Origin of the sequence: Actinomadura sp. BRA 177 (genome assembly GCF_013372625.1) — a bacterium.
GTDB lineage: Bacteria > Actinomycetota > Actinomycetes > Streptosporangiales > Streptosporangiaceae > Spirillospora.
This window is the reverse complement of record NZ_JABXFD010000558.1, coordinates 1-6,510: the sequence shown is the minus strand read 5'-3', so window position 1 is coordinate 6,510 and position 6,510 is coordinate 1. Positions and strand designations below refer to the sequence as shown.

The following is a 6,510-nucleotide window of genomic DNA, read 5'->3' as shown; positions in this document are numbered from 1 at the left end:
ATACTTTATCTGTTCGTCGGCAGCGTCAGATGGTGTTAAGGGCAGGATGGAGGGGTGAGTTTATCGATGAGCTTCCCTCTGGAAACGACGCCGACGCCGATTCGTTGTTCGAGGCGTTCGAGCGGTGGGTGTCGGGGCGCGGGATCACGCTGTATCCCGCGCAGGAGGAGGCGCTCATCGAGGTGGTGTCGGGGGCGAACGTGATCCTGTCGACGCCGACCGGGTCGGGGAAGAGCCTGGTGGCGGCGGGTGCGCTGTTCGCGGCGCTCGGGAAGGACCAGGTCGGGTTCTACACGGCGCCGATCAAGGCGCTGGTGTCGGAGAAGTTCTTCGACCTGTGCGAGATGTTCGGGCGCGAGAACGTCGGCATGATGACCGGCGACGCGAGCGTGAACGCGGACGCGCCGATCGTCTGCTGCACGGCGGAGGTGCTGGCCAATATCGCGCTGCGGGACGGGTCCGACGCCGACATCGGTGTGATCGTCATGGACGAGTTCCACTTCTACGCCGAGCCCGAGCGGGGGTGGGCGTGGCAGATCCCGCTGCTTGAGCTGCCGCAGACGCAGTTCCTGCTGATGTCGGCCACGCTGGGGGACGTCTCGTTCTTCCAGAAGGACCTCACCCGGCGGACGGGGCGGCAGACGGCGCTGGTGACGTCGGCGGAGCGGCCCGTCCCGCTGATCTACGACTACCGGGTGACGCCGCTGCACGAGACGATCGAGGAGCTGCTGGCCGAGCAGAAGGCGCCGGTGTACCTGGTGCACTTCACGCAGGCGGCGGCGATCGAGCGGGCACAGGCGCTGATGAGCATCAATGTCTGCACGAAGGCGGAGAAGGCCCGGATCGCGGAGCTGATCGGCAACTTCCGGTTCACGACGAAGTTCGGGCGCAACCTGTCGCGGTTCGTCCGGCACGGGATCGGCGTGCACCACGCGGGGATGCTGCCCAAGTACCGGCGGCTCGTGGAGCGGCTCGCGCAGGCCGGGCTGCTCAAGGTCATCTGCGGGACGGACACCCTGGGGGTGGGCGTCAACGTACCGATCAGGACCGTTGTCTTCACCGCGTTGAGCAAGTACGACGGGCATCGGGTGCGGCGGCTCAGGGCGCGGGAGTTCCACCAGATCGCCGGACGGGCGGGACGGGCCGGGTTCGACACGGTCGGGTTCGTGGTGGCGCAAGCCCCGGAACACGTGGTCGAGAACGAGAAGGCCCTCGCCAAGGCGGGCGATGACCCGAAGAAGCGGCGGAAAGTCCAGCGCAAGAAGCCGCCCGAGGGGTTCGTCGGGTGGGACGAGGACGTCTTCGCGAAACTGCAGGCGGCCGAGCCGGAGATGCTCCGGTCCCGGTTCGTGGTCAGCCACGCGATGCTGCTGTCGGTGATCGCGCGGCCGGGCAACGCGTTCCAGGCGATGAAGCGGCTGCTGACCGACAACCACGAGGAGCCGGCGGCGCGGCGGCGGCACATCTCGCGGGCCATCGCGATCTACCGGTCGCTGCTCGCGGGCGGGGTCGTCGAGGTGCTGCCCGAACCCGATGACCTGGGACGTTACGCACGGGTCACCGTCGACCTGCAGGAGGACTTCGCGCTCAACCAGGCCCTGTCGACGTTCGCGCTGGCGGCGTTCGAGGTGCTCGACCCGGCGTCGCCCTCGTACGCGCTGGACGTCCTGTCGGTGATCGAGGCGACGCTGGACGACCCGCGGCAGATCCTCGCGGCGCAGGTCAACAAGGCGCGCGGCGAGGCCGTCCAGGAGATGAAGGCCGAGGGCATCGAGTACGAGGAGCGGATGGAGCTGCTCCAGGACGTCGACCACCCGAAGCCCCTCGAAGAGGAGCTCGACGCCGCGTACGAGATCTACCGGGCCGGGCACCCGTGGGTCGGCGACCATCCGCTGCGTCCCAAGTCGATCGTGCGCGACATGTACGAGCGGGCGATGACGTTCACCGAGTACATCGGGTTCTACGAGCTGGCGCGGACCGAGGGGCTCGTCCTGCGGTACCTGTCGGGGGCGTACAAGGCGCTGCAGCAGACCGTCCCGGAGTCGATCAAGACCGACGACTTGATCGACCTGATCGAGTGGCTCGGCGAGCTGGTCCGGCAGGTCGACTCCAGCCTCCTGGACGAGTGGGAGCAGCTCGCGAACCCGGCCGACGAGGACGTGGACGAGCCGATCGAGGACCGGGTCACGAAGGTGACCGCGAACGTGCGGGCGTTCCGGGTGCTGGTCCGCAACGCGATGTTCCGGCGGGTGGAGCTGGCCGCGCTGGAGCGGTACCGCGAACTCGGCGAGCTGGACCCCGATTTCGGCGCCGACGCCTGGGCAGAGGCCATGGACGGCTACTTCGAGGAGCACGACGAGCTGCTCACCGGCGCTGACGCGCGCGGGCCGAAGCTGCTGCAGATCGAGGAGGTGCCGGAGGACGCGCTGTGGCGGGTCCGCCAGGTGTTCGACGACCCGGCGGGGCATCACGACTGGGGCGTCGGCGCCGAGGTCGACCTCGCGGGATCCGACCAGGAGGGCGAGGCCGTGATCCGGGTGACCGGCGTCGACCGGATGTAGAGGAGGCAGCGGATGGTGCAGGTCGCGGTGGCGCAGTTCGCGCCCGGCGTCAACAAGGACGAGAACCTCGCGGCGATCGGCAAGCTCGCCGGGGAGGCGGCCGCGCGCGGCGCGAAGGTCGTGGTGTGCCCCGAGTTCGCCATGTTCACGGCGCCGAAGATGGACGGCCGGTTCGTCGACTCGGCCGAGCCGCTGGACGGCCCGTTCGCGGCCGGCCTCGGCGACCTGGCCAGGCGGCACGGCGTGCACCTCGTCGCCGGCATGAACGAGCGGCTGGACGACCCCGGCCGCATCTCCAACACGCTCGTCGCCGTCGACCCCGCCGGGGAGATCGTCGCCGAGTACCGCAAGCTCCACCTGTACGACGCGTTCGGGTACCGGGAGTCGGAGATCGTGCAGCCCGGCGAGATCGGCAACCCCGAGACGTTCTTCGTCGACGGCGTCGCGTTCGGCATGCAGACCTGCTACGACGTCCGCTTCCCGGAGGTGACGCGGCGGATCGTGGACGCGGGCGCCGCCGTTCTGGCGCTGCCCGCCGAATGGGTGCCGGGGCCGCTCAAGGAGGACCACTGGCGGACGCTGGGGCGGGCCCGCGCGATCGAGAACACGATCTACGTGGCGGCGGCCGGCCAGTGCGCCCCGGCCGGCGCCGGCAACAGCATGATCGTCGACCCGATGGGCGTGGTCGTGGCGGGGCTCGGGGAGGGGCCGGGCGTCGCGTCCGGGGAGATCTCGCCCGAGCGCGTCGTCGCCGTCCGGGAGAAGAACCCGGCACTGCGCCTGCGCCGCTTCACCATCACGCAGACCGACTAGTTCCGCGCCAACCGGCGCCGCCGTGTGCGTGGACGTGCCCGGCTGCGAGCACGACGCGATCCTCGCACCGCCCCCGGCGGCACCGGCGCCTTGACCCTTGAGTGAGTGCCCACTCAAACTGAGGGGAAGGGAACATCGGCACGGGAGGCACCGCGATGGCGGATCGGCTGTTCAGGTTCGGCGTGATGGCGGCGTGGGCGCGCGACGGCGCCCACTGGGCGGCGCAGGCGCGGCGCGCCGAGGAACTCGGGTACGCGACGCTGCTGACGCCCGACACGTCCGGCACGGCCATGCCGGCGGCGGCCCTCGCCGCCGCGGCCGGCGCCACGACGACGCTGCGGGTCGGCACGTTCGTGCTCTCCGCCGCGACCCGGCCCGCGGAACTCGCCGGATACGTCGGCATCGTCCGGAAGGCGGCGGGGGAGCGGTTCGACGACCTGGAGCTGTGCACCCAGGTGCACGTCGTCGGCGACGAGGTGCCGGGATGGCTCAGCGGCCAGATGGGCATCGACCCCGCCGCCATGGCGAACTCCGCCGCGATCGCGAAGCTGTCCGGGACACCCCGCGAGATGGCCGACACGCTCGCCCGCCGCCGGGACGAACTGGGCGTGTCGTACGTGTCGGTCTCGTCCCCATTCATCGAGGAGTTCGCACCCGTGGCAGAACTCCTCACCGGACACTGACCCGCCTTGCACCGCGGCCCGTGTACCGGCGTGGCCTCTGTACCGGCGTGGCCTCTGTACCGGCGTGGCCTCTGTACCGGCGTGGCTCGTGTTCCAGTGTGGTGCGTGTGCTGGTGGGGGTTGTGTACCTGCCTGGCCCGCAAGTCAGGGGGTGCGTGTATCAAGGTGGCAACGGTCGCCGGTTTTGCGTGTTCGGGTGGGCGCGTAGCGTGACTATCGGAGGGTGCGTCTCTCCTCTAGCCTTCCGCCTGCCGGATTCACTCGCGCCGAGCCGAGCCCGCCCGGGCGGCGGCACGTGCTCCTGACCGTGGTGGTGGTGCTCGTCCTCGGGGCTGGGCTGGTCCTCGCTGTCGGCTACGGGATGACGCGGACGTCACCTGCCCGGACGGTGACGCCGGACGCTGCCACGCCCTCGCCGTCCGTGAAGCCGGCCGCGCCGCCGGCGCAGGAGGAGCCCGAGCCGAAGGGTGAGGAGCCCGCTGCGCACCCGAAGCGGCGGACGCCTCGTCGCGGCCGTTCCGCTCCCGCGGCCACGCATCATCGGACCGCCGTGCCGCGTCCTCGCCCGTCCGCGAAGCGCGAACCGCACAAGACGCGTTCCGCGCGCCCCAAGTCCCCGTCCTGGATCGGCGCCGAGTGCCGGCGCCGCTTCCCGGACGATCCGCGCCGCAGGGCCGCCTGCGTCGCCGTGCTCAATGATCAGTTCGGGCGCTGATCAGGCGGCCTCGGAGAGGAGCAGCCGCTCGATGTCGGCGCGCAGTTCGCCGATGTCCGCCCCCGCCGCGGTCGCCAGCCGGACGGCCATGAAGTCCTTGTCATGCAGGACGCCGAGCATGATGTGCCCGCTGCCGATGTGCTTCTGCTTGAGCCGGAGCGCGTGCCGCAGGCTCAGCTCCAGCGACTTCTTGGCCCTCGGGGTGAAGGGGATGTGCTTCCGGTCGGCGCGCCGCCCGGCGGGGGAGTCGAGGGCGCCCGCGCCGAAGCTCTGCTCGGTGGCCTCGCGGACGGCGTCCAGGTCGATGCCGATGCTCTTCAGCGCCTCCGCGTCGAGCGGCGTCCGGCCGAGGTCGGCGAGGCGCACGCGCAGGTCGGCCGCCTTCAGCCCGTGCTCGCCGAGGACCCGCGCCGTGGCGTCGCCGCCGTCCAGGAGGGCGAGCAGCAGGTGCTCGGTGCCGATGAAGGGCGCGTGCAGCGCCCGCGCCTCCGTCTGGGCGCCGGTGACGGCCTGCCGTGCGCTGTCGGTGAAACGCTCGAACACTACTGCTCCTTCTTGAGAAGGCGGCGGCCGCCGCCGTGCTTCTTGTGGACGGCCTGGCGGCTCACGCCGAGGCAGACCGCGATCTCCTGCCAGGACCAGCCCTGGTCGCGGGCGCTGGCCACCTGCAGCGCCTCCAGCCGCTCCGCCAGCTCGCGCAGCGCCCGCACGGCCCGCAGGCCCACCGCCGGGTCCCGGCTGCTCGCCTCCTGGGCGAGTGTCACTCCATCGCTCATGCTGTCAATGTAGGTTGACATGGCGGCCATGTCAACCAACATTGACGTGGTTCAGTGGACGGTCAGCAGCGTGGTGAGCAGGTCGTCCAGGCTGACCAGGCCGGTGATTCCGCCGTCCGGGCCGACGGCCAGGCCCAGGTGGCTGTGGTGGGACTTCAGGATGGCCACGGCCTCGCCGACCGGGGTGGCGACCGGCATCGCCGGGACGGGGTGCGCCAGCTGCCCGGCCGGCGTCGCGGCGCCCCGCGCGCGGGCCAGGTAGGCGTCGCGGACGTGCACCATGCGGGCGGCGCCCGGCCGGTCCGAACCGCGCAGCATGATCCGGATGTGCCCGGTGCGGGCGGCGGCGTCGATCACCTCCTGCGGGGACGCCGCCGCCGGCACCGACACGATGTCGGAGACCGGGACGACCAGGCCGGCGAGCGGCGCGCGCGGCGCGTCCAGCGCGGTGGTGAGCAGCGTCAGCTCGTTCTCGTCGATCAGCCCGAGCCGCCGCGAGTCCTCCGCGATGCTGCGCAGCTGCTCCGGGGTGCGCGCCACCTCCCGCGAGGTGGTCGGCTGGACGCCCACCGCGCGCAGCAGCAGGTTCGTCGTGCCGTTCAGCGCCGCCAGCACCGGCCGGGCCACGGTCGTGAACGCGCGGAACGGCAGCCCGAGCACGGTCGCGGAGCGCTCCGGGTCGGCGATCGCCCACGACTTCGGCGCCATCTCGCCGACGACCATGTGCAGGAACGTCACCAGCGCCAGGGCCAGCACGAACGCCACCGCGTGCGCGGCGCCCGCGGGCAGCCCGGCGGAATGGAACAGCGGGGTGAGCGCCCCCGCGAACACCGGCTCGGACACCAGGCCGAGGCCGAGCGAGCACATCGTGATGCCGTGCCTGTCTCTTCTACCCATCTCCGAGCCCACGCGACGCACTCCTTCCTCTTATGCCTTCATCTGCTTGAGAACACAAAAAAAAA

The 6,510-nt window shown here is 71.2% G+C and carries 6 protein-coding genes; 3 read left to right on the top strand and 3 right to left on the bottom strand.

Annotated elements, in window-relative coordinates:
- Positions 1–2,573 precede the first annotated feature (2,573 nt).
- The 3 genes from HUX53_RS31625 to HUX53_RS31615 all read left to right on the top strand — a co-directional run bounded on the left by HUX53_RS31625 (position 2,574) and on the right by HUX53_RS31615 (position 4,772).
- The gene (locus tag HUX53_RS31625; RefSeq protein WP_176406877.1) at positions 2,574–3,374 is read left to right on the top strand and encodes a carbon-nitrogen hydrolase family protein; all 801 of its coding nucleotides are present in this window, start codon (positions 2,574–2,576) and stop codon (positions 3,372–3,374) included.
- A gap of 155 nt (positions 3,375–3,529) precedes the next feature.
- Positions 3,530–4,057, top strand: coding sequence for an LLM class flavin-dependent oxidoreductase (locus HUX53_RS31620; protein WP_176406876.1), 528 nt, complete (start codon positions 3,530–3,532; stop codon positions 4,055–4,057).
- 295 nt (positions 4,058–4,352) lie between these two features.
- The gene (locus HUX53_RS31615; protein ID WP_176406875.1) at positions 4,353–4,772 is read left to right on the top strand and encodes a hypothetical protein; all 420 of its coding nucleotides are present in this window, start codon (positions 4,353–4,355) and stop codon (positions 4,770–4,772) included.
- Here the strand turns inward: HUX53_RS31615 and HUX53_RS31610 are convergent, their stop codons facing one another.
- The 3 genes from HUX53_RS31610 to HUX53_RS31600 are packed head-to-tail and all read right to left on the bottom strand — an operon-like array spanning position 4,773 to position 6,457.
- Positions 4,773–5,315 carry a Clp protease N-terminal domain-containing protein gene (locus HUX53_RS31610; protein WP_176406874.1) on the bottom strand — a complete coding sequence of 181 codons (543 nt, stop codon included), beginning with the start codon at positions 5,313–5,315 and terminating at the stop codon, positions 4,773–4,775.
- Entirely contained in the window at positions 5,315–5,548 is a 234-nt protein-coding gene (locus HUX53_RS31605; protein WP_067794089.1) for a helix-turn-helix domain-containing protein, read from the bottom strand. Before HUX53_RS31605 ends, HUX53_RS31610 begins: the two co-directional genes overlap by 1 nt.
- A 51-nt stretch (positions 5,549–5,599) precedes the next feature.
- Complete coding sequence (locus tag HUX53_RS31600; RefSeq protein WP_309237523.1) at positions 5,600–6,457, bottom strand: CNNM domain-containing protein; 858 nt, start codon at positions 6,455–6,457, stop codon at positions 5,600–5,602.
- Positions 6,458–6,510: the final 53 nt, after the last annotated feature.

Excerpts from the sequence above, each read along its gene's own strand:
- HUX53_RS31625 (WP_176406877.1), top strand. The coding sequence starts at position 2,574 with ATGGTGCAGGTCGCGGTGGCGCAGTTCGCGCCCGGCGTCAACAAGGAC.
- HUX53_RS31620 (WP_176406876.1), top strand. The coding sequence starts at position 3,530 with ATGGCGGATCGGCTGTTCAGGTTCGGCGTGATGGCGGCGTGGGCGCGC.
- HUX53_RS31605 (WP_067794089.1), bottom strand. The coding sequence starts at position 5,548 with ATGAGCGATGGAGTGACACTCGCCCAGGAGGCGAGCAGCCGGGACCCG.